The organism is Micromonospora vinacea, assembly GCF_015751785.1.
GTDB classification, from domain to species: Bacteria; Actinomycetota; Actinomycetes; order Mycobacteriales; family Micromonosporaceae; genus Micromonospora; species Micromonospora vinacea.
Genome location: NZ_JADOTY010000001.1, coordinates 2,233,674 through 2,257,365, shown reverse-complemented (window position 1 = coordinate 2,257,365; position 23,692 = coordinate 2,233,674). Strand labels below are relative to the sequence as shown.

Below are 23,692 nucleotides of genomic sequence, written 5' to 3'. Positions count from 1 at the left end.
GCCTCAGGGCCGTAGGCCGAGCCGGATCACCAGGTCGAGCAGGGCGAAGAGGAACAGCGCGATGCCGACGAACCCGTTGGCGGTGAAGAACGCCCGGTTGACCTTGCTGAGGTCGGTCGGGGTGACCACCACGTGCTGGTAGGCGAACGCCACAGCGGTCAGCGCCAGCCCGATCCACCAGAGCCAACCGAGACCGATCAGCGCACCGAACCAGATGAACAGGGCGAAGGTCACCACGTGCGCGACGGTGGAGGCGTGCAGCGCGAAGCGCCGACCGTACCGGGCGGGCACGCTGTGCACGCCGATCTCCCTGTCGATCTCGGAGTCCTGGCAGGCGTAGATCAGGTCGAAGCCGCCGATCCACAGCCCCACGGCCGCGCCGAGCAGCCAGGCCGGCCCGGAGCCGTCCAGGGTGCCGGTGACCGCCAGCCAGGCCCCGACCGGGCCGACCGCCTGGGCGATCCCGAGGATGGCGTGCGGCCAGTTGGTGAACCGCTTGGCGTAGGGGTAGACGACCAACGGCACCACGGCGAGCGGCGCGAGCACCAGGCAGAGCGGGTTGAGCAGGGCGGCAGCGACCAGGAAGACCACCAGCGCGACGGCCGCGCCGGTCCAGGCCGTCCGCACGCTCACCGCTCCGGTGACCAGTTCCCGGCCGGCGGTACGCGGGTTACGTGCGTCGATCTGGCGGTCGAGGATCCGGTTGGCGGCCATCGCGAACGTCCGCGCCCCGACCATCGCCACGGTGATCAGCAGCAGGTCGAGCCACCGCACCCGCCCGCCGTTGACCTGCATCGCGGCCAGCGCCGAGAGGAACGCGAACGGCAGCGCGAACACGGAGTGCTCGACGGCGACGAGCTTCAGGAAGGACTTGGTCCGGCCCGGCTTCGCCGTCGGTGCGTCGAGGACGGCCATCAGATTCCGTACTCCTTCCAGCGCTTGTCGACCAGGGCCGCGACCTCGGGGGCCATGGTCATTTCCTCCGGCCAACCGCGGGTGTAACCCTCGGTGGGCAGCTTGCGGGTCGCGTCGACGCCCGCCTTGCCGCCCCAGAACTGCTGGTACGACGAGTGGTCGAGGTGGTCCACCGGACCCTCGGTGAGCAGCAGGTCGCGGGCGTAGTCGACGTTGCCGAAGGCCCGGAAGGCGACCTCGTTGTAGTCGTGCACGTCGCAGTCCTCGTCGACGATCACGATCAGCTTGGTCAGCGACATGAGGTGCGCGCCCCAGATCGCGTTCATCACCTTCTGGGCGTGCTTCGGGTAGCGCTTGCGGATGGAGACGATCGCGCAGTTGTGGAAGACCCCGGCGGCCGGCAGGTCGTAGTCGACGATGTCCGGGATCATCAGCTTGAGCAGCGGCTGGAAGATCCGCTCGGTGGCCTTGCCGAGGCCGTGGTCCTCCTGCGGCGGCTTCGAGGTGACGATCGAGTGGTAGACGGGCTTGCGCTGCATTGTCATCGCCTCGATGTGCAGCACGGGGAACGGCTCGACCGGCGTGTAGAAGCCGGTGTGGTCGCCGAACGGCCCCTCGGGCAGCCGCTCACCCGGCTCCAGGTAGCCCTCCAGCACGATCTGCGCGTGCGCCGGCACCTGCAACGGCACGGTGAGGCAGTCGACCATCTCCACCCGCTCGCCGCGCAGGAACCCGGCGAACAGGTACTCGTCGATGTCACTGGGCAGGGGCGCGCTGGCCGCGTACGAGACGACCGGGTCGCAGCCGATCGCGACCGCGACCGGCAGGCGCTGCCCGAGCCGCTCGGCGACCGCGTGGTGGGCCGTCGAGTCCTTGTGGATCTGCCAGTGCATGCCCAGGGTGTTGCGGCCATGCTGCTGGAGTCGGTACAGGCCGAGGTTGCGCTTGCCGGTCTCCGGGTGCTTGGTGTGGGTCAGCCCGTAGTTGTGGAAGATCCCGCCGTCGTCGGGCCAGACCTGCAACCCCGGCAGCCGGTTGAGGTCGACGTCCTCACCGCGGTAGACGACCTCCTGGCAGGGGGCGGTCTTCACCTTGCGCGGCGGCACCGACTTGAGCTGCATGACCTTGCCGAGACCCTCCCGGATGCCCGACCAGCCGACCGGCAGCTCCGGCTTGATCATCGCGCCGATCCGGGCACCGACCTCATCCAGCGAGTCGACGCCGAGGGCCATCGCCATCCGCTTCTCGGTGCCGAACAGGTTGATCGCCACCGGCATCTCGCCCCGGGTCGGACGCTCGAAGAGCAGCGCCGGGCCGCCGGCCCGCACCGTGCGGGTGACCACCTCGCTGATCTCCAGGGTCGGATCGACCGGGACGGTGACCCGGCGCAACTCCCCCGCGCGCTCCAGCGCCGCGATGAAGTCCTTGAGATCGGTGTACGGGAAGCCACGAGCCGCCATGTCGCCCAGTCTCCCGCACCGGCTCCCGCACGGCCCAGGCCGGGTGCTGTGACGCCCGCCGCCCGCCGCCGCCCGCTGTCAGTGGCGGGCGCGGGCGCCGGGCCGAGATCCACTCGGCTTTCAGGAAACCGCGGTGTCCCAGGCCGCCGGACACCGCGACTTCAAGGAAGGCGAGTGGATCAACGGGCACCGCGGGGGCATGGCGGCCGGTTGAGCGGGTAGCCGGGCAGGCGGCGGGCGGACGACAGGCCGAGGCGCGTGGGGCGGACGGCAGCCCGAGGCGCGCACGGGCGGACGGAGGCGGCGATGGGCGGGGAGCGGGTTCCGGCGGGGTTCAGTGAGCAACGGGCGCGGGTCGGCCAGATCAGCATGAACTACGTCCGTGGCGGCACCGGCCCGCCACTGGTGCTGCTGCACGGGTACCCGCAGTGCTGGTACATGTGGCGGCACCTGCTGCCCCAGTTGGGGCGGTCCTTCGACGTGGTCGCGCCGGACCTGCGCGGCTTCGGGGGCAGCGACGCCCCGGACGGCGGGTACGACAAGAAGACGGTCGCCGCCGACCTGCACGGACTACTCGACCAACTCGGTCTGGTCAGTGATCTTCGGCTGGTCGGGCACGACCTGGGGACCATGGTGGCGTACGCGTACGCCGCCGCCCATCCGCAGCGGGTGAGTCGGCTGGTGCTCAGCGAAGCGCCGATCCCTGACGAGAGCATCTACACGTTCCCCGCGCTCACCTCGGCCGGGCCCGGGGTGTGGAACTTCGGCTACTTCTCCATCGGCAACGGTCTTCCGGAAGCGCTTGTCAACGGGCGGGAGTCGCTCTGGGTGGACCGCTTCACCGACGCCCTGATGGTGCGCAAGGGCAGCATCGCCGCGCCCGACATCGAGGAGTTCGCCAGCCATCTGCGCGACCCGGCGCACCTGCGGGCCAGCTTCGCCTACTTCCGGGCGTTCGAGCAGGACATCGCCGACAACGCGGCGTACCGGGACACGAAGCTGACGATGCCGGTACTGGCCGTCGGCGCGGCGGCCAGCCTCGGCGGGCAGGTCGCCGAGCAGGTTCGCCGCTACGCCGACACGGTCCGCGGCGAGGTGATCGAGGACTGCGGGCACTGGCTGTACGAGGAGCGCCCGGACGAGATGCTCGCCCTGCTGCGGGACTTCCTCGGGACGGCCTGAGCAGCGGCTGGCAGGCGCTCTCGGTCAGGCGGCGGGCGTCCAGGCGTGGGCGGCCAGCGGTGGGTCGAGCGGCGCCTGGGTGAGCCGGTTGGCGAAGGTGGACATTGTGTACGCGCCGACGCCGAGCACCACGTCCAGCGCGTGCCGGGGCTGGTAGCCAGCGGTCAGGAAGCCGTCCAACTCGTCGTCGGGCACGGCGCCTCGGTGGTCGAGCACGGCCAGCGTGAACCGGCGCAGCGCCTCCAGTCGCGGCTCGGGCAGCGCCGAGCCGGCACGCAGTGCGGTGATCAGCTCGGTGGTCGCTCCGAGTTGGGTGAGCTTGCCGGTGTGCAGGGCGACGCAGAAGTGGCACTCGTTGGTGGTGGAGACCGTCAGGATGACCACCTCCCGCTCGAGCGGGGCGAGGTCGGTCTGCTCGAAGCCCGCGCTGGCGGCGAGGAAGCCGGTGAGCAACTGTGGCGAGTCGGCCATCAGCGCCACCGGGGTGGGCAGCCAGCCGAACCGGCCGCGTACGCCCTCGATGGCTCGTCGGGCGGTGGCGGGCGCGGTCTCGGTGGTGTGCGCGGTGAAGACGGGCATGGCTGCCTACTTTCCAGAGCTTGGATCGGGGAACGTAAGATGGTCAACGTGGTTGACGAAATAGTAAACGTGGTTGTCGAACATGGCAACCGCTGATCCCGCGCGGCCCGGCTTCGCGCTACCGCTGCTGCTGTTGGCCGGCTTCCGGACGCTGATCGACGACCTGCACGCCGAGCTGGCCCGGGAGGGGCATCCGGAGCTGCGACCGCTGCACGGGTTCGTGCTCCAGGCCGTCGGCGCGGACGGCACCACCGCCACCGAGCTGGGACAGCGGCTGGGCATCTCCAAACAGGCCGCCGGCAAGACCGTCGACCGGTTGGTGGCCGTCGGCTACCTGGAGCGGGTCGACGACCCCTCCGACGCCCGACGGCGGCTGGTCCGGGTGACCCCGCGCGGCGCCGACGGGCTACGCCGCTCGGCCGAGATCTTCGACCGGCTGCGTGCACAGTGGGCGGACACGCTCGGCCCGGAACGGGTCACCGCGATGGAAGACGACCTCGGCACGATGGCCTCGGCCAACTGGTTCCGGCTCGACGTGCCAGGCTGGTTCGGAGGCTGACTGCAGTTGCTGCACAGGCATCTGCCGGCGGCGAATCGTGGACCTGATCGACGCCATTTCGCCGAGGTGACGGTTGCCGGGCGACCCAGGCGAGGTGCGGTGCCGCCTGCGGTTGCCCGGTTCAGCGCACGGTCAGCGGGTGCGGGCCAGCTCGACGAAGGCCCGCCACGCGGCCGGGGTGAAGGTCAGCAGGTCGCCGTCGCGGTCCTTGGAATCGCGGACGTGCACCCGGCCCGGCAGGTTGTCGGCGACCTCGACGCACGCGCCACTGTTGTTGCCACTCCGGGTGGACTTGCGCCAGCGGGCTCCGGTCAGATCCATGGCTTCACGATCTCCTCGAGCAGGTCGATCGACTGCTGCCGGGGCAGCGCGTCACTGCGCAGACTCTCCCACCTTCCGAGCAGGGTCGCCACCTCGAAGATGTCGTCCACTGCGGTGCCGCCGGTCTGGTTGTCGAGGAAGCCGAGCCAACTGCCGTCGGCGGTGCGGCCGAGGATGAACGGCCCGAAGAGACCGGCGTGCAGGCCCACGCCCTGCGGCAGCACGTGCACCCTGATGTGCGGGCGGCGGGCGCACGCCACCAGGTGTCGGAGCTGCCCGGCCAGCACCCCGGCGCAACCCTCCGCGAAGCGCTGCAACGCGGCCTCGTCGATCACGGCGGTGAGCTGCGGCGGGTGCTCTCGGTCGAGGATCGTCTGCCGCTCCAGCCGGGCCGCCACCAACTGCTCCACCCGGTCGGCGGTCAGCCCCAGGTCGAGCCGGAACACCGCCCGCGCGTAGTCGGCGGTCTGCAACAGCCCGGGGATCATCGTCGCCTCAAAGCAACGGAGCTGGGTGGCCACCCGTTCGACCTCCAGCCAGGGGCGGAACCAGACCGGCTCGCCGTCGCGCCGACCCAGCTCGCGCAGCGAGGTCAGCAGGCCGCCGGTGTCGAGCACCTCGTCGGCCCGGATCAGGTACGCCTCGTTGGGCGCCGTGTGCCCCAACTCGACGGCCGACACCGCAAGATCCACTCGGGTTCCAGGAAGTCGGGCCGTCCCAGGGCGCAGGACACCCCCACGTCCTGGAAGTCGAGTGGATCAACGGCCCGACCGGGCGCCAGGATCAGTTCAGCCCGCCGTACGAGTGCAGTCCGGTGAAGAAGATGTTCACGCCGAACAGGTTCATCAGCATGGTGAGGAAGCCGAGCACCGCGATCCAGGTGGCCACGTTGCGCTTCACGCTGGGCGTCGCGCGGGCGTGCAGGTAGCCGGCGTACACCACCCAGGAGATGAACGCCCAGGTCTCCTTCGGGTCCCAGCCCCACGGCCGACCCCAGGCCGCCTCGGCCCAGATGGCACCGGCGATCACCGCGAAGGTGAAGATCGGGAACGCGAAGGCGTGCAGCGTGAAGGTCAGCCGCTCCAGGCCCACCGCGCCGGGCAGCCGCTTCGCCAGGGTGTACGGGAAACTGCGCTTGCCCTGCTCGTACCCGTTGCGCATCAGAAAGCCGACCGCCGGCACCACGCCGAGCAGGAAGATGCCGGACGCGAAGACGATCGTCGAGACGTGGATGACGAACCAGTACGAGTTCAGCGCCGGCACCAGCGGCACGATCGGCACGTACAGCACCAGCTCGGCGGTGGCGACCAGCAGCACCATCACCAGGGTGAGGAACAGCCCGAGCTTGCGCAGCGACTGTCGCTTCCAGAGCACCACCAGCCAGGCGGCGACCCCGATGAACGTCACAGTGAGCACGAACTCGTACATGTTGCCCCAGGGCATCCGGTCGGCGGCGAGCCCCCGGGTGACCAGCGCCGCCAGGTGCAGCGCGGCGGCGACCGCTGTGGCGCCCACCCCGATCAGGCCCGCCAGCCGGGCCCGCCCGGCGGAGCGGTCGACAGCGGGCGACGTCGGGACCGGCGCAGCCGGCGACTTGACGACACCGCCGCCGGCACCGACGCCGACCAGCTCGCGCGCCGGAGCAGCCGCGGCGACCCGGGTACGCGCGTTGCCCAGCGCGTACTCGACGGCGTGGCCGATCATCGCGACCAGGTAGGCCAGGATCGCGAAGGTCACCAGATTGTCGGAGAGTGCGGACATCACTCGGCTCCTTCTCGCACGCCGGCCCGCTCAGTGGAGTCAGCTTCAGGCTGTTCGGCACCGTTGATCGCGGCGACGAGCTGGGTGAACTCGTCGGCGAACCCTGGGTAGTCGGTACGCGGCAACCCACCGACCTCCATCAAGCTACTACCGCTCGTCGGAGATCCTTCCCCGGGGTCGGCCGGCACCACCCGGAAGAACACCCGACGACGCTTCCCGAACAACGAACCCATCAGCCCGACCAGCAGGACACCGCAGCTGACCAGCAACATCGTCGAGCCCGGATCGTGCCGGATGGAGAGGGTGACGTACCGCTCGGTGCCCAGGAACTCGACTGTCGTGCCGTCGTCCAACGTCCAGGTCTCGCCCTTGCGGAGCAGTTTGGTGCCGACCTCCTTGACCTTGCCGGTCCGCACCTGCCGCTGGTCGAGCTGGTAGACCGAGCCGGGGATGCCGGCGTCCAGGCCGAGGTTGCCCCGGTAGGCGACCAGGTTCAGCGCCGGGTTGCGCTCGGTCGGGTACTGCGACCTGACGAACGGCGCCTGCTCGGGCGCCGTGGGCAGGTAGATGCCGGTGAACGCCATCTGCAGATCCGCTGCGCGCTGGCCGGTCGCCGGGTCGACGTTCGCGTCCGGGAAGGCCGCCAGCCCTTCGCTGGTCAGGCCCATGTCGCCGGTGGTCAGGAACGGTTCGTCACTGATCTGGCTGTTGCCGAACCGGTCGGTGTAGCGGATCACCGGGGCGTACCCGTGGCCGAGCAGGTAGACGCTCGCGTCGTTCAGCCGCAGCGGCGAGTTCACCGAGAAGTCGGCGCTGCGGGTCGGCTCGTCCGGGCCGTCGACGGTGACAGTGGCGTTGAAGAACTCCGGCTGGCCGGACGGCAGGAACCGGGCCTGGAAGTCGTCCAGCCGCAGGCAGAAGCGGGGCAGGTCGGCGCTGTCCACCTGCGGGCCGAGCTTCGCCTCGGCGTACTGCTGACGGGTGTTGCAGAACGCGTTGTCGGCGCCGGCCACCAGCAGGCGGTTGCCGCTCCAGCCGTACCACGAGCCGAGCGCCACCCCGATCAGCACCGCGATCAACGAGGTGTGGAACAGCAGGTTGCCGGTCTCCTTGAGGTAGCCCTTCTCGGCGGAGACCTCGTCGCCGCGCACCTCGACCCGCCAGCGGCGCTTGCGCAGCATCTCGGCGATCGCCGCCGCCCCACCGGGCGGGGCGGGCAGCACCGTGTGCTGCGGCAGCCGGGCCATCCGCTTCGGCGCGGCCGGCGGCCGGGACCGCAGCGCGCGGACGTGGTCGCGCAGCCGGGGTGTGATGCAGCCGATCAGGGAGATGAACAGCAGCAGGTAGATCGCGGAGAACCAGACCGACCCGAAGACCTCGAACGCGCCGATCCGGTCCAGTCGGGGGGCCCAGTCCGGGTGGTCGACGAAGTACTCGTTGACCTTCTCGGGGCTGATCCCGCGCTGCGGCAGCACCGAGCCGGGGATGGCGGCGATCGCGAGCAGGAAGAGCAGGATCAGCGCCGTACGCATGCTGGTGAGCTGCCGCCACGAGTTGCGCAGCAGGGCCAGCAGCCGGTTGGGCCGGCGGCGTGGCGCGGGCGCCACGGTCTCCGGTCGGTCGTCGACGACCGTCATCAGATGCTCACCTCGCCCACCCCGACGGTGGTCTGCAGCCAGATCACGAAGCTCTGCCATCCGCCGGTGACCAGGGCCAGGCCGATCAGGATGAGCAGGGCGCCGCCGACCCGGGTGACCCAGCGGCTGTTGCGCCGGACGGCGCGGAAGACCCCGAGCAGGCGTTCGAAGCCCAGCCCGAAGACGATGAACGGTATCCCCAACCCGAGGCAGTACGCCACGGCGAGCACCACAGCGCGGTCGCTCTGGCCGCTGGCGGTGGCCATGCCCATCACCGCGCCGAGAGTGGGGCCGGTGCAGGGCACCCAACTGAGGGCGAAGACCGCCCCGAAGACCGGTGCGCCGAGCAGCCCGGCCGACGGCAACCGGGAGATCCGGAACTCCCGTTGCAGGGCGGGGATCATCCCGAGATAGCTCAACCCCGCCACGATGATCAGCACGCCCACGCCGATCTGCAGCTCGCGCTTGTAGTCGAAGAACACCCGGCCGATGCTGGCGAAGAGGATCGCGGTGGCCACGAAGACGACTGTGAAACCGCCGATGAAGAGCAGCGTCCCGGCGAGCACCCGACCCTTTACCGCGCCGACCCGCGCGACCCGTTCCTTGACCGCGACACCCCCGGTGACCGGTAGGGGATCGGCCGCCGGACGGCGACCCTCCAGGTCGGCGCCGGCCAGGCCGGTCACGTACGACAGGTAACCCGGGACGAGCGGGAGCACGCACGGGGAGAGGAAGCTGACCAGGCCGGCGAGCGCCGCCGCGCCGATGGCGAGCAGCAGCGGCCCGCTGAGGGCCAGTTGCTCGAAGGTCTCACCCATCAGTTCGGGGCCGGCTTCTCGGCGACGATCCGTTCGACGATCGGTTGCAGTTCGTCCCTGGTCACGGCGCGACGGATCACCACGGCGACCCGGCCGTCGCGGTCGAGGACCACTGTCGCCGGTGTCGTGTTGGGCGGGATGTCGAAGTTCAGCGCCTGGCGGCTGGACGGGTCGAAGATGCTCGGATAGGTGGCCCGCCCCCGCTCGAAGGCGATCGCCTTGTCCTTGCTGTCCTGCACGTTGACACCCAGGAAGGTGACTCCGGACGCCTTGGTGGCCTGGTAGGTGCCCTCCAGGTCGTCGGCCTCCGCACGGCAGGGCGCACACCAGGAACCCCAGAAGTTGACGACAACGACCTGGCCGCGTGCCTGGGAGATGTCGTACTGGCCGCCGGTGAGCAGTTCGCCGACGACCTTCGGGGTCTTCGACCGCTCGTCCTGCGCACAGGTGATCGTGAGGCCGTCGCTGGTGCAGCGCTTCTCCCCGCCGCCCCCGGAGGAGCAGCCGGCCAGCGCCACAGCGGCGACGGCGGCGAGCAGACCTGCGGTCCACCTCCGGGCGTTCATCAGGCCCCCTTGGCCGTCCGGGCGGTCGCGGAGAGAGCGATCAGGTGCGCTGCCGGCTCGCTGTAGCCGATGCCCGCCACCTTCGCGCCGTCGAAGTGGAACGAGGTGAGGCTGGCCAGCCCGCACTGCCGCTTGCGCGGGTCGTGCCAGAGCCGCTTGCGCTCGACGTAGCGGCGCAACGTCCAGATCGGGAGCTGGTGCGACACCAGCACCGCCTCGCGGCCCTCGGCGGCGACCCTGGCGGCGTGCACGGCGGCGAACATCCGCTCGGCGATCACCCGGTACGCCTCACCCCAGGACGGGGTCACCGGGTCGCGCAGCACCCACCAGTTGCGCGGGTCGCGGAACGACCCGTCACCCGGGGAGACCTTCTTGCCCTCGAACCAGTTGGCGCTCTCGATCAGCCGCTCGTCCACCCCGACCGGCAGCCCGAACTGGGCGGCGATCGGCTCGGCGGTCTGCTGGGCGCGCTCCAGGGGGCTGGCCACCACGTGCACGATCTCCCGCTCGGCCAGGCCCTGCGCAGCGGCCTTGGCCATCTGCACACCCAGCTCGGAGAGGCGGAAACCGGGCAGCCGGCCGTAGAGGATCTGGTCGGGGTTGTACACCTCGCCGTGCCGGAGCACGTGGACCACCGTCTTGCTCAAGGCTGCGCTCCCTTTGTTCCCGACTGCGGGGCTCGCAAGAGCGGCTCACTCCTCGCGCTCACGCTAACCCCCGTGACCGGCCGCTGCCGCCGCGTTCGCCGCCGTCGGCAGCGCGTCGGCGATGTGTTCCAGAGCGGCGTCGTCGAGCGCCGCCGACACGAACCACGACTCGAACGCGCTCGGCGGCAGGTAGACGCCGGCGGCGAGCATCGCGTGGAAGAATGCCTTGAACGCCGGCACCTGCTGGGTGCGCGCGCTGTCGTAGTCGACCACGTCGGCGTCGGTGAAGAAGACCGAGAACATGCTGCCCGCGTACGACAGTCGGTGCGGGACCCCGGCGGAGGACAACGCGTCGGACGCCAGCTTGCCCACGACGGCGGCCGTCTCGTCGAGGCGCTGGTACAGCGCATCGTCGGCGAGCCGAAGGGTCGCCAGACCGGCGGCGCAGGCCAGCGGATTACCCGAAAGGGTGCCGGCCTGGTAGACCGGGCCGGCCGGCGCGAGCCGCGCCATGATGTCCGCGCGCCCGCCGAACGCCGCGGCGGGCAGGCCACCACCCATGACCTTGCCGTACGTCCACAGGTCCGCGTCGGAGGCGTCGAGGCCGTGCCACCCGGCGCGGGAGACCCGGAACCCGGTCATCACCTCGTCCACCACCAGCAGGGCGCCGTGTGCGTGGGCGATCCGGGCGAGCTGCTGGTTGAAGCCGTCACGGGGGGCCACCACGCCCATGTTGCCGGCGGCAGCCTCGGTGATCACCGCAGCGATGTGCGGGCCCTCGGCGGCGAAGGCCTCCTCGACGGCCCGGATGTCGTTGTACGGAAGAACGATCGTCTCGCTGGCCGCCGCGCCTGTCACACCGGGCGAGTCGGGCAGGCCCAGGGTGGCCACGCCGGAGCCGGCGGCGGCGAGCAGCGCGTCGACGTGGCCGTGGTAGCAGCCGGCGAACTTGACGATCTTCGAGCGGCCGGTGAAGCCGCGGGCCAGCCGGATCGCCGACATGGTCGCCTCGGTGCCGGAGTTGACCAGACGGACCTGCTCGACCGGGGTCCGGGCGACGATCTCGGCGGCCAGCTCCACCTCACCCGGCGTGGGCGTGCCGAAGCTGGTGCCCCGGGCGGCGGCGGCCTGGACGGCCTCCACCACCTCCGGGTGGGCGTGCCCGAGGATCAGCGGACCCCAGGAGCAGACCAGGTCGACGTAGCGGCGACCGTCGGCGTCGTACAGCCACGGGCCCTCGCCACGGACCATGAAACGCGGGGTGCCGCCGACCGCCTGGAAGGCGCGCACAGGGGAGTTCACCCCGCCCGGCACGATGGCGCGGGCGCGGTCGAACAGGGCCTCGGAGGCCGGCGCGTCGGCTGGGTAGCGGCCGGACCCGGCGGGAAAGATGTCGGTCACGATGCCGCCATTGTGACAGCGCCGGACGGTCAACGAGCAGCCACCCCGTGCTGGGGTTACCCGGCTCACCCATGGCCGACGGCGGTCGGCAGCGGCGACACCGAGGGCTCTCGAGCACGACGGCGATGGCTCGCGGCCTCGACAGGCCAGGTCGGTCGGATCGCGCTAGGCTGACCGGGTGGATCGTGCCGAACTGTCCATCACGCTGCACCGGACGGGCGACGAAGCAGTCTTGCGCCTGGCCGGTGAGATCGACATGCTCACGGCGGCTCAACTCTCCACCGTCGTCAACGAGGTGCTGGCCGACCCGCCCCCGCGGATCGTGCTCGACCTCGGCGGCGTCACCTTCTGCGACTCGCAGGGCCTGGGCACCCTTGTCGTGCTCAGCCGCAAGGCCAGCCACGCGCAGAGCCTGCTGATGCTGACGCACGTGGGTGACTTCCTGATCCGCGTACTGGACATCACCGGCCTGCGCAGCGCCCTGATGATCCGCAACGACCAACCCACCGGCTGAGCCGACCCGCCGCGTCAGGCGGTGTTGCCCCAGCGGGCCTGTTCGAGCATCCGTACCGCCCGGTCGCGGACCTCCGGGTCGTCCGAGCGGAGCAGCGTTGTCGCCTCGTCCACCGCGTCGGTGAGCCGCCGCCACTGCGTGTCACGCTCCCGGACCAGGTCCGACTGGGTGGCCAACTGCCGGGTCTTCACCCACAGCTCGACGAAGACCGACACCTTGGCCCGGAGCACCCACGGGTCGAACGGCTTGGTGAGGTAGTCCACGGCACCCACCTGGTAACCCCGGAGGGCGAGCTGGGCGTCCCGGTCGGCGGCGGTGAGGAAGATGATCGGCACGTGCCGGGTCCGTTCGCGGCGCTTGATGTGGCTCGCCGTCTCGAAGCCGTCCATGTCCGGCATCTGGGCGTCCAACAGGATCACCGCGAAGTCGTCCACCAGCAGCTGCTTGAGCGCCGCCTCGCCGCTCTCCACCGCCACCGACTGGACCGGCAGGCCCTGGAGGATCGCCTCCAGGGCCGTCAGATTCTGCCGCCGGTCGTCCACGAGCAGCGCCTTGGCCATCTGGGTCACGAAGTCTCCTCGGTCCGGCTGCCGTTGATCCAGGACGACATCAGTTCGATCAGGTCGTCCAGGTCGACCGGCTTGGTGATGTAGTCGCTGCCCCCGGCAGCGAGCGCCGACTCACGGTCACCCGGCATCGCCTTCGCGGTCAGGAAGACCACCGGCAGGTCGGCGAACCGGTGATTGCGGCGAATCTGACGGGTCGTCTCGTAACCGTCCTGGTCGGGCATCATGGCGTCCATCAGCACGATGTCCACCTCCGGGTGCTCGGCCAGCAGGCGGACACCGTCCGCCCCGTTGTCCGAGTACAGCACGGTCATCCCGTGCAGCTCCAACGCGCTGGTCAAGGCGAAGACGTTACGGACGTCGTCGTCCACGATCAGCACTGTGGCGCCGTCCAGTTGACGGGTGGCCGGTGCCTCCGGCCGGTCCGGCAGCAGTTCCAGCGGCGGCATCAGCAGCGACGACGGCAGGCCGGCGCGCTGCGGAGACGGAGCCTGGGGCGCGACAACGGCGTCCGGGGCCAGCACGTGCGGCACGAACAGGGTGAAGGTCGAACCCTGACCGGGCGCGGACGAGACGGTGATGGTGCCGCCGATCAGTCGGGCCAGATCGCGGCTGATCGACAGGCCCAGGCCGGTGCCGCCGTACCGGCGACTGGTAGTGCCGTCGGCCTGCTGGAACGCCTCGAAGATGATCGACAGCTTGTCGTCAGAGATGCCGATCCCGGTGTCGATCACGGTGAACGCGATCACCTGCTGGGCGTTCGTCAGCGCCGGCACGTCGAAGACCGCGTTCTCCGCGGCCGGGGCGATCCGCAGCGTCACGGCGCCGTTGTCGGTGAACTTCACCGCGTTGGAGAGCAGGTTGCGCAGGATCTGCTGCAACCGCTGCGCGTCGGTCACCAACGCCGGCGGCAGATCCTTGCTCACCCGTACCTGGAAGTCCAGGTTCTTCTCCTCGGCCTGCGGCGCGAACGCCTGCTCGACGTAGCCGCGCAGCTCGGTGAAGCGGATCTCGGTCGGCTCGACGTCCATCCGACCCGCCTCGATCTTGGAAAGGTCGAGGATGTCGTCGATCAGACGCAGCAGGTCGGAGCCGGACCCGTGGATGGTCCGGGCGAACTCGATCTGCTTCGGGCTGAGGTTCTGCTCCGAGTTCTCCGCCAGCAGACGGGCCAGCAGCAGCAACGAGTTCAGCGGGGTCCGCAGCTCGTGGCTCATGTTGGCCAGGAACTCCGACTTGTAGGCCGACGCCCGGGTCAACTGCTGCGCCTTCTCCTCCAGGCCCAGCCGCGCCAGCTCGATCTCCCGGTTCTTCGTCTCGATGTTGCCCTTCTGCTCGGACAGCAGAGTGGCCTTCTCCTCCAGCTCGGCGTTGGTGCGCTGCAACTCCGCCGACTGCTCCTGCATCTCGTGCGCCAGCCGCTGCGACTGGGCCAGCAGCTCCTCCGTACGCCGGTTGGCCTGGATGGTGTTGACAGCGATGCCGATGGTGAGCACCAGCCGCTCCAGGAACGACAGGTGCAGCTCGGAGAAGGCCGACACGCTGGCGAACTCGATCACCCCGAGCAGCTCACCCTCGAACAGGACGGGGAGCACCACCAGGTCGGACGGGGGTGTCTCGGCCAGACCGGAGCGCAGGGTGAGCCGGCTGTTCGGGGAGGCGCTGACCCGGATCGTGCGCCGGGAGAGCGCGGTCTGCCCGACCAGCCCCTCGCCCGGCCCGAAGGTGACGTCGTGCCCCCGGGCCACGTACCCGTAGGAGGAGGTCAGCCGCAGCCGCATGCTGCCGTCGGCGTCGTCGGCCAGGAAGAAGGCGCCGAGCTGGGCGTCGACCAGCGGGGTCACCTCCGTCATGATCATGCGGCAGACCTCGCCGAGGTCGCGTTGGCCCTGCAACAGGCCGCCGATCCGGGCGAGGTTGGAGTCCAGCCAGCCCTGCTCGGCGTTCTTCTTTGTCGTCTCCCGGAGGGTGACGATCATCTGGTTGATGTTGTCCTTCAGCTCGGCGACCTCGCCCTGCGCCTTGACCGCGATCCGCTGGGTCAGGTCGCCGCGGGTCACCGAGGTGGACACCTGCGCGATGGCCCGCAACTGCGTGGTCAGGGTCGAGGCGAGCTGGTTGACGTTCTCGGTGAGGTCACGCCAGGTGCCGGAAACACCCTTCACCTGCGCCTGACCGCCGAGCTTGCCCTCGATACCGACCTCGCGGGCCACCCGGGTCACCTCGTCGGCGAACGACGACAACTGGTCGACCATCGTGTTGACAGTCGACTTCAGCTCCAGGATCTCGCCCTGGGCGTCCACCGTGATCTTCTGCGACAGGTCGCCCTTCGCCACCGCGGTGGTCACCGAGGCGATGTTGCGGACCTGGCTGGTCAGGTTCGACGCCATCGAGTTCACGTTGTCGGTCAGGTCCCGCCAGGTGCCGGAAACCCCCTTCACCTGCGCCTGACCGCCGAGCTTGCCCTCGGTGCCCACCTCACGCGCGACCCGGGTCACCTCGTCGGCGAACGACGACAACTGGTCCACCATCGTGTTGACAGTCGACTTCAGCTCCAGGATCTCGCCCCGCGCATCCACTGTGATCTTCTGCGACAGGTCACCCTTCGCCACCGCTGTGGAGACCTGGGCGATGTTGCGGACCTGGGCGGTCAGGTTGGAGGCCATCGAGTTCACGTTGTCGGTCAGGTCCCGCCAGGTGCCGGCAACCCCACGCACCTGCGCCTGACCGCCGAGCTTGCCCTCGGTGCCCACCTCACGCGCGACCCGGGTCACCTCGTCGGCGAACGACGACAACTGGTCCACCATCGTGTTGACAGTCGACTTCAGCTCCAGGATCTCGCCCCGCGCATCCACTGTGATCTTCTGCGACAGGTCACCCTTCGCCACAGCGGTGGTCACCGAGGCGATGTTGCGGACCTGGCTGGTCAGGTTCGACGCCATCGAGTTCACGTTGTCGGTGAGGTCCCGCCAGGTGCCGGAGACGCCCTTCACCTGCGCCTGACCGCCCAGGTTGCCCTCGGTGCCCACCTCACGGGCCACCCGGGTCACCTCGTCGGCGAACGACGACAACTGGTCCACCATCGTGTTGACGGTGTTCTTCAGCTCCAGGATCTCGCCCTGGGCGTCCACTGTGATCTTCTGCGACAGGTCACCCTTCGCCACCGCTGTGGAGACCTGGGAGATGTTGCGGACCTGGCTGGTGAGGTTGCCGGCCAACTGGTTCACGTTCTCGGTGAGGTCCCGCCAGGTGCCGGAGACGCCACGCACCTGCGCCTGACCACCCAACTTGCCCTCGATGCCCACCTCACGGGCCACCCGGGTCACCTCGTCGGCGAACGACGACAACTGGTCCACCATCGTGTTGACGGTGTCCTTCAGCTCCAGGATCTCGCCCTGCGCCGCCACCGTGATCTTCTGCGACAGGTCACCGCGCGCCACCGCAGTGGAGACCTGCGCGATGTTACGGACCTGAGCGGTCAGGTTCGACGCCATCGAGTTGACGCTGTCGGTCAGGTCCTTCCAGGTGCCCGCCACGTTGGGCACCTCGGCCTGGCCGCCCAACTTGCCCTCGGTGCCCACCTCACGGGCCACCCGCGTCACCTGCTCGGCGAAGAGCCGCAGCGTGTCGGTGAGGTAGTTCATCGTGGCGGCCAGCTCGGCGACCTCACCACGCGCGCTGACCGTGATCTTCTGCGACAGGTCGCCCTTGGCCACAGCCGTCGCCACCTGCGAGATCGACCGCACCTGCCCGGTCAGGTTCGACGCCATGGTGTTCACCGAGTCGGTGAGGTCCTTCCAGGTGCCAGCGACGCCCCGCACATCGGCCTGGCCGCCCAACTTGCCCTCGGTGCCCACCTCACGGGCCACCCGGGTCACCTCGTTCGAGAACGACGACAGCTGGTCCACCATCGTGTTCACTGTGCGCCCGATGCGCAGGTACTCACCACGCAGCGGCCGACCGTCGATCTCCAACGCCATGTGCTGGGACAGGTCACCGTCGGCGACCGCCACGATCACCCGGGCGATCTCGGTGGTCGGCCGACCCAGGTCGTCGATCAACGAGTTGATCGCCCGCTGCCCCTCCGCCCAGGAGCCGTCCAACCCCTCGTCGTCGAGCCGCTCGGTGAGCCGGCCGTCGCGGCCGACGATCCGGCTGATCCGCCGCAGGTCCAGGTACTGCCGCTCCTGCAGCGAGACCACCTCGTTGAAGGCGTCCGCCACCTCACCGGCAGCGCCGGCGCGGCGGGGAAGCCGGACCTTCAGGTCGCCGCGACCGATCCGTCGCAGTGCCTCGGCCAACTCACCGAGGAGCGCCTCGTGGTCGGCTGCGGACGGATCCGCCACCGACTGCTTCGCCGTGGTCATCATTCCTCGCTCAACTCGGGGGCGCCGGTCCGTGCGGACACACCGACACCCCATATTGTGCCCGCGCGCGCCGCAGTGCCAGGGTGCGCGACCCGCCAGGTGGCATCGATCGTCTGCCGGACCCGCCCGATCCGCGTCGGGCCGGCACGGCACGCCGCAAACCTCGCCCGACTCCCGGACCTGTCGATTCGACGCGTCCACACGTGCGCCGTTGACCGACGCGACAGCTTGCGATCCGTGATCGGCTTGGCACCCGGTAGGGGGACGGTGGAGGATACGGGGGTGTCAGCCGAGGCGGGGGCCGCGACGGCCGGGGCCCGGGACGGGGCCGTCCGGCGTGTCCGGCTGCCCGCCGACCGCCGCACGCCGGCCGCCGCCCGCGCCGTGGTCCGATCGGTGTTGACCGAGTCACACCTGGACGAACTGGCCAACGAGGCGCTGCTGCTGACCACCGAGCTGACCACGAACGCCGTCGAACACGCCCGTACCGAACTGGACATCGAGGTCGTCGCGGACGAGATCGGGCTGACCGTCACCGTCTCCGACTTCGCCCCCGGCTCCGGCGACGAGCTGACCGTCGGCGACCGCAACGACTCCACCGAGATCAACGAGGTCTCCGTGCGGGGCCGGGGCCTGCTGCTGGTCGACCACTTCGCCAGCCGCTGGGGCACCACGTACCTGCCCACCGGCAAGGGCGTCTGGTTCCGGCTGGACCGCCCCGGCGCCGACCCGCCCACCGGGGGCACCGTCGGCGAGTCGACACCGGCCAACGCCGGCCCGCGGACCAGCACCGACGGCTCCGCGCCGAGCGCCAGCGCGATGAGCGAACTCATGCAGACCGCCCCCGACCTGTACGGGGACGACCCGCTGCCCGACTTCGCCACCAGCCTGCTCAGCCGGGTTGCCGAGATGGTGGGCGCAGCCGGCGGCACCATCCGGCTGGACCGCGGCGACGGGCAGGGCAGCCAGGTGCTGGCCCGCTTCGGTCGACCGGCCCGCCCCGGCAGCGATCTGCTCCGGGTGCCACTGACGGTGCACCGCCCGTACGCCGGGGAGCTGGAGTTGGACGCCGCGCCGTCGGCGTACGCCCAACCGTTGGCGGTGCTCACCGCCGAGCGGCTGTCGCTGCACCTGGAAAACGACAGGCTGCGCCGGGCCGACGTCCGCCGGCAGGTGTGGCTGACGTTCCTGGCCGAGGCGAGCGAACTGCTGGCCCAGTCGTTGGACGTCGACCTGACCATGGCGCTGGTGCCCCAGTTGGTGGTGCCGCGACTCGGTCAGTGGTGCGCGGTGCACACCACCGACGAGTGGGGCCGGCTCCGGTTGGCGGCGGCCAGCCACGCCGACGAGTCGATGCTTCCGCAGCTGCACAAGGTGCTGGCGGAGACCGGGCCGGATTCGATCTCGGCCCGCCTCCGCGAGGCGTCCCGCAGCGCGGCGCAGATCCCCCTGGGCGGGCCGATGGAGGGTTTCGCGGTCCCGCTGATCGCCCGTGGGCAGCGGCTCGGCACCCTGGCGGTGGGGCGGCACCAGCGCCACCGGCACGACCCGGACGAGGTGGCCGTCCTGGAGGACGTGGCCCGGCGGGCCGCGCTGGCCATCGAGAATGCCCGCATCCACGCCGAACGCCGCCGGGTGGCGCAGACGCTCCAGCAGTCTCTGCTGCCGCCGGTGCTACCGCTGGTGGACGGAATCGGCTTCGCCGCCGAGTACGTCCCGACCGGCGACGACGCCGAGGTGGGGGGCGACTTCTACGACGTGGTGCCGCTGCCCGACGGGCGCTGGCTGGTGGTGATCGGTGACGTCTCGGGCAAGGGTGTCCAGGCCGCCGCGGTGACCGGGCTGGTCCGGGACGTGATCCGGGTGCTGGTCGGCGACGGCAAGCCGTTGCCGGAGGCGCTGGCGCGGCTCAACGAGACTCTCGTCGAGCGCGGTGGCGGCCGTTACTGCACGCTGGCGCTGGCAGCGGTCGGGCCGGGCGAGGGCGACCAGTTGGACGTGTCGCTGCACCTCGCCGGGCACGACCGGCCGGTGCTGCTGGCCGCGGCGGGCGGCGCCGGGTTCGTCGGCACCGGCGGCACCGCGCTCGGCCTGCTCGACACGATCACCTCGCCGACGGCGGAGATCACGCTCGGGCCGGGCGACTCGCTGATCTTCTACACCGATGGCGTCACCGAGCGGCGGCGTGGCCGCGAGTTGTTCGGCACCGACCGGCTGCGCGACGCCGCCGCGCCCCTGGCCGGATACTCGGCCGACGTGGTGGCCGCCCGGCTGCGCGCCGCGGCGATCAACTTCTCGGTCGAGCCACCCCGGGACGACATCGCCGTCCTGGTGCTGCGCAACGACGCGACCTGACCGCCGCACAGGCCCCCTGGTCTCGGGTCCGCTCGGTAGATTGACGGCCATGACGAGCGCCGCGCAGGTCACCCCGTACTCCCGGCCGGCGGTCCGGGCCCTGATCGTCGCGCAGTTCGCGACCATCGGCGCGTTCGTCGCCGTGCTGCTGCTCTACATCGGTCGGATGACGACAGCCGGCGTCGGCCCCGCCGAGATGCTGACCGGCGCGTACGACCCGAAGGACGTGGCCTTCTTCGGGATGCTCCACCCCCTGGTGGCGGTGCTCTACCTGACGGGTGCGGTGCTCGGGCTGCCGTTGGCGATCGTCGCGGTGGCGCTGGTCGCCCGGGAGCGCGAGGCCCTGCCCCGGGCGACCCGGTCACTGCTGCTGGCCGGCGCGGTCGGCAGTCTGCTGGTGCTGGTGGCCCGCTTCACCCCGCCGCTGCTGGACATGCACCGGTGGTGGATGGACTGACCTCGGCCGGGCCGTCGGATTTCACAGGCCGCCGGGGAGCCGTCCGGGTGCGAGCCGGTGCTCCGGATCCAGGTGCCGCTTCGCGGCCCGCAACTGGGCCAGGCCGGCCAGCTCACCCCAGAGGTCGACCGCCTGGCGGACCGCCGCCGGAGCGGAGACCACCACGCAGCGGCCCTGCCGGGCCAGCAGCACCCCTCGGACGGCGGCCAGGATGGACGCCACCCGGTCGGCTGGCAGCGCCCCGGGCAACGCCGCGTGCACCACGCCCAGCCCGGCGGACCCGCGCACCGGCACCGGCGCGCCGGCCGCGTCGCGGAGCGCGTAGACGGCCGCGTGCAGGTCGCCGATCGGCACTTCCAGGCGCAGCGCCGTGTCACCGGGCGCGAACGGGTAGCGGCGCCACCACGTCGGCGCGGAGTGGGCGATCGTCGCCTCACCGTGCAGCAGGCCGACCAGCCGCTCGGCACGCTCGGTGACGTCGGCCGGGCCGCCTTCCAGCAGCACCACCAGGCTGCCGGCCCGGGACGGGGCACCGGCCCGGCCGGACATCGACGGATGGCGCTCCCGAGCGGTGGCCGACGGGTGGCCGGGCGGGTACGGCGTACGGGGGCGGGGGGTGCCTCCGGGCAGGTCCAGCTCGATGGCCGACGGCTCCAGCCGGGCGGCGAGGATCGTCCGGATCAGGTCGTGCACCTCCAGCGGCGTCCACACCGGGCGGGACACCCAGAGCCTGCTGGCCGGCACCGGCTGCACCCGCAGGCTCGCCGAGACCAGCACACCGAGCGCGCCCTGTGAGCCGCAGAGCAGGCGGGCCAGGTCGAGCCCGGGGGCGCCACCGCCGACGCTGATCAGCTCGCCGTCGGCGGCCAGGTAACGCACACCGAGCAACTGGTCGCAGGGGCTGCCGTGGCGGTGACGCAGCGGGCCGGCCTCGCCGGCGGCGAGAACACCGCCAAGGGTCGCGCCGGGTGACGGGGCGTCCATGGCGAGCCGCTGCCCGGTGCGCTCCAGGGTGGCCTGCACCGCCCGCAGCGGAGTGCCGGCCCCCACGTCGGTCACCAGCGAGTCGACCGGATCGTGACCGATGCCGGCCAGCCGGCCGGTGTCGAGCAGGATGTCGACCTGGACCGGCGTGGCACCCCAGTCGATCTTCGTGCCCGCGCCTCGGGGCACCACCGTCAGGTCGTGCTTGGCGGCCAACCGCAGCACCTCGGCGGCGGCGTGCGGGCCGCCCGGAACGGCCACCCAGCGGGCCGGCCGGCCCGCCACCTCGTCGGCGGGCCCGGCCAGCCGGGAGAAGGGTGGACCGCAGATCGCCGCCAACCGCCGGGTGATCTCGAGGGCTCCGGACCGGCCGAGGGAACTCGCTGCTGCCGCCATGCCGGCCATCGTACATGTGTTCGAAAGACGTGGTGGCGAGTATCGGGATGCCGCTGGTCCGGCGCGCTGCGCCTGCCGGCCGGTAACGTGGCCGCCGTGACCACCGAGACTGCCCCGCCCGCGGCGAAGCGGGTGCCCAGCGAGCGCACCCACCACGGCGACACCGTCGTCGACGAGTACGCCTGGCTCGCCGCCAAGGACGACCCGGAGACGATCGCCTACCTGACCGCCGAGAACGAGTACACCGACGCGCGCACCGCCCACCTGGCCGACCTGCGCGCCGACCTGTTCGAGGAGACTCGCCGACGCACCCAGGAGACCGACCTGTCCGTGCCGACCCGCAAGGGCGGGCACTGGTACTACACCCGGACGGTCGAGGGGCAACAGTACGGAGTGCAGTGCCGCCGGGCGGTCCGCGACGGTGAGACCGACCCGCCGGTCAGTGCAGACGGCGCCCCGCTCGACGGCGAGGAGGTGCTGCTCGACGGCAACCTGCTGGCCGAGGGGCACGACTTCTTCTCGCTCGGCGCGTTCGACGTCAGCCCGGACGGTCGCTGGCTGGCCTACTCCACCGACTTCTCCGGCGACGAGCGGTTCACCCTGCGGGTGAAGGACCTGACCACCGGCGAGTTGCTGCCCGACGAGGTGCCGGACACGTTCTACGGCACCGCCTGGTCGGCCGACGCGTCGGTGCTGTTCTACGTGACGGTGGACGACGCCTGGCGGCCGAACCGGGTCTGGCGGCACACCGTCGGCTCCGCCGCCGCCGACGACGTGGTGGTCCACCAGGAGGACGACGAGCGGTTCTGGGTGGGGGTGGAGCTCACCCGGTCGGAGAAGTTCATCCTCATCGACGTGCACAGCAAGGTGACGAGCGAGGTGCTGGTGATCCCCGCCGGCAACCCGACCGGCGCGCCGGCCGTGATCGCACCCCGCCGGCAGGGCGTGGAATACACGGTCGAGCACCACGGCCACCGCTTCCTGATCCTGCACAACGACGGCGCGGAGGACTTCGCGCTGGCGTTCACCTCGGCGGACGTACCGGGCGACTGGGTGCCGCTGATCGAGCACACCCCCGGCACCCGGCTGGAGGCGGTCGATGCCTTCGCCAACCACCTGGTGGTGTCGCTGCGCACCGACGGGCTCACCGGGCTGCGGGTGCTGCCGGTGGGCAGTGACGACGGGTACGACATCGACTTCCCCGAGCCGCTGTACAGCGTCGGGTTGGACGCCAACCCGGAGTACCGCACCGGTCAGGTCCGGCTGCGCTACTCCTCGCTGATCACCCCCGACTCGGTGTACGACTACGACCTGGTCACCCGGCAGATGGTGCTGCTCAAGCAGAAGCCGGTGCTGCCCGGGCCGGACGGGCGACCGTACGACCCGGCCGAGTACGAGCAGTTCCGCGACTGGGCGCTCGCCGACGACGGCACCCGGGTGCCGATCTCGCTGGTCTGCCGTGTCGGCACCCCCCGGGACGGGTCGGCGCCCTGCGAGCTGTACGGCTACGGCTCGTACGAGGCCAGCATGGACCCGTGGTTCTCGGTGGCCCGACTGTCCCTGCTGGACCGGGGCGTGGTCTTCGCCGTGGCGCACATCCGGGGCGGCGGTGAGCTGGGCCGACGGTGGTACGACCAGGGCAAGCTGCTGGCCAAGAAGAACACCTTCACCGACTTCGTGGCGTGCGCCAGGCACCTCGTCAAGGCGGGCTGGACGGCCAGCGACCGGCTGGTCGCCCGGGGCGCCTCGGCCGGTGGCCTGCTGATGGGCGCGGTGGCCAACCTCGCGCCGGACGCGTTCACCGGGATCGTGGCGCAGGTGCCGTTCGTGGACGCGCTCACGTCGATCCTCGACCCGTCGCTGCCGCTGACGGTCACCGAATGGGAGGAGTGGGGCAACCCCCTCGACGACCCCGAGGTGTACGCGTACATGAAGTCCTACACGCCGTACGAGAACGTGGCTGCCGTGGACTACCCCGCGATCCTCGCGGTGACCAGCCTCAACGACACCCGGGTGCTCTACTCGGAGCCGGCGAAGTGGATCGCCCGGCTGCGGGCTGTCGCCCCGGCCGGCGACTACCTGCTGAAGACCGAGATGGGCGCCGGGCACGGCGGCCCGAGCGGTCGCTACGACTCGTGGCGCGAGGAGGCGTTCATCAACGCCTGGATCCTGGACCGCATCGGCCGGGCCTGACGGCGGGGCGGCGG

General features: G+C 71.0%; 20 protein-coding genes. 6 read left to right on the top strand and 14 right to left on the bottom strand.

Annotated elements, in window-relative coordinates:
- Window positions 1-3 precede the first annotated feature (3 nt).
- Together mqnP and IW249_RS10885 are read right to left on the bottom strand one after the other, a co-directional pair.
- Window positions 4-915 (bottom strand): menaquinone biosynthesis prenyltransferase MqnP, encoded by a 912-nt coding sequence (gene mqnP / locus IW249_RS10890; protein ID WP_196920622.1) that lies wholly within the window; start codon window positions 913-915, stop codon window positions 4-6.
- Complete coding sequence (locus IW249_RS10885) at window positions 915-2,375, bottom strand: menaquinone biosynthesis decarboxylase (protein WP_196920621.1); 1,461 nt, start codon at window positions 2,373-2,375, stop codon at window positions 915-917. The genes mqnP and IW249_RS10885 overlap by 1 nt, the downstream gene beginning before the upstream one ends.
- Before the next feature lie 306 nt (window positions 2,376-2,681).
- Here IW249_RS10885 and IW249_RS10880 point away from each other — a divergent pair, with 306 nt between their 5' ends.
- Window positions 2,682-3,557: an alpha/beta fold hydrolase gene (locus IW249_RS10880; RefSeq protein WP_196920620.1), complete on the top strand. Its 876-nt coding sequence runs from the start codon at window positions 2,682-2,684 to the stop codon at window positions 3,555-3,557.
- A 24-nt stretch (window positions 3,558-3,581) separates the two neighbouring features.
- Here the strand turns inward: IW249_RS10880 and IW249_RS10875 are convergent, their stop codons facing one another.
- On the bottom strand, window positions 3,582-4,136 hold the full coding sequence (locus tag IW249_RS10875; RefSeq protein WP_196920619.1) for a carboxymuconolactone decarboxylase family protein: 555 nt from the start codon (window positions 4,134-4,136) through the stop codon (window positions 3,582-3,584).
- Window positions 4,137-4,218: 82 nt separating this feature from the next.
- Here IW249_RS10875 and IW249_RS10870 point away from each other — a divergent pair, with 82 nt between their 5' ends.
- Window positions 4,219-4,695, top strand: coding sequence for a MarR family winged helix-turn-helix transcriptional regulator (locus IW249_RS10870; RefSeq protein WP_112586377.1), 477 nt, complete (start codon window positions 4,219-4,221; stop codon window positions 4,693-4,695).
- A gap of 132 nt (window positions 4,696-4,827) precedes the next feature.
- Here IW249_RS10870 and IW249_RS10865 read toward each other — a convergent pair whose 3' ends face one another.
- From IW249_RS10865 to hemL, 8 genes are all read right to left on the bottom strand, one after another.
- On the bottom strand, window positions 4,828-5,016 hold the full coding sequence (locus tag IW249_RS10865) for a DUF397 domain-containing protein (RefSeq protein WP_196920618.1): 189 nt from the start codon (window positions 5,014-5,016) through the stop codon (window positions 4,828-4,830).
- Complete coding sequence (locus IW249_RS10860) at window positions 5,007-5,708, bottom strand: DUF5753 domain-containing protein (RefSeq protein WP_196920617.1); 702 nt, start codon at window positions 5,706-5,708, stop codon at window positions 5,007-5,009. The genes IW249_RS10865 and IW249_RS10860 overlap by 10 nt, the downstream gene beginning before the upstream one ends.
- 91 nt (window positions 5,709-5,799) lie before the next feature.
- Complete coding sequence (gene ccsB / locus IW249_RS10855; protein WP_196920616.1) at window positions 5,800-6,777, bottom strand: c-type cytochrome biogenesis protein CcsB; 978 nt, start codon at window positions 6,775-6,777, stop codon at window positions 5,800-5,802.
- Window positions 6,777-8,414: a cytochrome c biogenesis protein ResB gene (resB, locus tag IW249_RS10850; RefSeq protein ID WP_196920615.1), complete on the bottom strand. Its 1,638-nt coding sequence runs from the start codon at window positions 8,412-8,414 to the stop codon at window positions 6,777-6,779. Before resB ends, ccsB begins: the two co-directional genes overlap by 1 nt.
- Window positions 8,414-9,232: a cytochrome c biogenesis CcdA family protein gene (locus IW249_RS10845; RefSeq protein ID WP_196920614.1), complete on the bottom strand. Its 819-nt coding sequence runs from the start codon at window positions 9,230-9,232 to the stop codon at window positions 8,414-8,416. Before IW249_RS10845 ends, resB begins: the two co-directional genes overlap by 1 nt.
- On the bottom strand, window positions 9,232-9,798 hold the full coding sequence (locus tag IW249_RS10840) for a TlpA family protein disulfide reductase (protein WP_196920613.1): 567 nt from the start codon (window positions 9,796-9,798) through the stop codon (window positions 9,232-9,234). Before IW249_RS10840 ends, IW249_RS10845 begins: the two co-directional genes overlap by 1 nt.
- Window positions 9,798-10,445: a histidine phosphatase family protein gene (locus IW249_RS10835; RefSeq protein ID WP_091395739.1), complete on the bottom strand. Its 648-nt coding sequence runs from the start codon at window positions 10,443-10,445 to the stop codon at window positions 9,798-9,800. The genes IW249_RS10840 and IW249_RS10835 overlap by 1 nt, the downstream gene beginning before the upstream one ends.
- Window positions 10,446-10,508: 63 nt before the next feature.
- Complete coding sequence (hemL, locus tag IW249_RS10830) at window positions 10,509-11,846, bottom strand: glutamate-1-semialdehyde 2,1-aminomutase (protein ID WP_196920612.1); 1,338 nt, start codon at window positions 11,844-11,846, stop codon at window positions 10,509-10,511.
- Between the two features lie 178 nt (window positions 11,847-12,024).
- On the opposite strand from hemL, the gene IW249_RS10825 reads away from it, so the two are divergent.
- The gene (locus IW249_RS10825; RefSeq protein WP_007454492.1) at window positions 12,025-12,360 is read left to right on the top strand and encodes an STAS domain-containing protein; all 336 of its coding nucleotides are present in this window, start codon (window positions 12,025-12,027) and stop codon (window positions 12,358-12,360) included.
- Between the two features lie 14 nt (window positions 12,361-12,374).
- Here IW249_RS10825 and IW249_RS10820 read toward each other — a convergent pair whose 3' ends face one another.
- Together IW249_RS10820 and IW249_RS10815 are read right to left on the bottom strand one after the other, a co-directional pair.
- A complete protein-coding gene (locus IW249_RS10820; RefSeq protein ID WP_196920611.1) occupies window positions 12,375-12,929 on the bottom strand; it encodes a response regulator in 555 nt (184 codons plus the stop codon).
- Window positions 12,926-17,293 (bottom strand): HAMP domain-containing protein, encoded by a 4,368-nt coding sequence (locus IW249_RS10815; protein ID WP_196920610.1) that lies wholly within the window; start codon window positions 17,291-17,293, stop codon window positions 12,926-12,928. The genes IW249_RS10820 and IW249_RS10815 overlap by 4 nt, the downstream gene beginning before the upstream one ends.
- A gap of 282 nt (window positions 17,294-17,575) precedes the next feature.
- On the opposite strand from IW249_RS10815, the gene IW249_RS10810 reads away from it, so the two are divergent.
- Window positions 17,576-19,648: a SpoIIE family protein phosphatase gene (locus tag IW249_RS10810; protein WP_196920609.1), complete on the top strand. Its 2,073-nt coding sequence runs from the start codon at window positions 17,576-17,578 to the stop codon at window positions 19,646-19,648.
- A 49-nt stretch (window positions 19,649-19,697) separates the two neighbouring features.
- Window positions 19,698-20,105 carry a hypothetical protein gene (locus IW249_RS10805; RefSeq protein ID WP_196920608.1) on the top strand — a complete coding sequence of 136 codons (408 nt, stop codon included), beginning with the start codon at window positions 19,698-19,700 and terminating at the stop codon, window positions 20,103-20,105.
- Window positions 20,106-20,126: 21 nt separating this feature from the next.
- Here the strand turns inward: IW249_RS10805 and IW249_RS10800 are convergent, their stop codons facing one another.
- Window positions 20,127-21,485 (bottom strand): FAD-binding oxidoreductase, encoded by a 1,359-nt coding sequence (locus IW249_RS10800; RefSeq protein WP_196920607.1) that lies wholly within the window; start codon window positions 21,483-21,485, stop codon window positions 20,127-20,129.
- Window positions 21,486-21,581: 96 nt separating this feature from the next.
- Between IW249_RS10800 and IW249_RS10795 the strand changes: the two genes are divergently transcribed.
- Window positions 21,582-23,678, top strand: a complete 2,097-nt coding sequence (locus tag IW249_RS10795; RefSeq protein WP_196920606.1) for a S9 family peptidase — start codon at window positions 21,582-21,584, stop codon at window positions 23,676-23,678.
- Window positions 23,679-23,692 lie beyond the last annotated feature (14 nt).